Source organism: Pseudoalteromonas sp. CR1 (genome assembly GCF_019392235.1).
In the GTDB taxonomy this organism is placed as follows: Bacteria; Pseudomonadota; Gammaproteobacteria; order Enterobacterales; family Alteromonadaceae; genus Pseudoalteromonas.
In genome coordinates, this window is sequence record NZ_JAHXRM010000531.1 from 1 (window position 1) to 245 (window position 245).

1 protein-coding gene is annotated in these 245 nt (G+C 63.7%); it reads right to left on the bottom strand.

What is annotated here, in order from left to right; translation table 11 throughout:
* A partial coding sequence (locus KZZ04_RS20430; protein ID WP_219424067.1) for an alkaline phosphatase family protein occupies positions 1–245 on the bottom strand: 245 nt, incomplete at both ends.

The following is a 245-nucleotide window of genomic DNA, read 5'->3' on the forward strand; positions in this document are numbered from 1 at the left end:
GTTTGCGACCATCCGCCGGGTAGTGCGGGCGCGGGGTGATTGCGGCGTCCACGTCGGCGTACATGTTGTACCACCAGAACAACTGGCTGCAGCGAAAGCCCGGAAGCTCACGCTTGAGCGTGTGCCAGACCTTTTCACCCTGGATCAGCGCATTGGGTTGCAGCCAGAAACGCACTTCGGCCTGGTCGCGAAAGTACCAGCCATTGCCGACGATGCCGTGCTGCGAGGGCGGTGCGCCGGTGAGG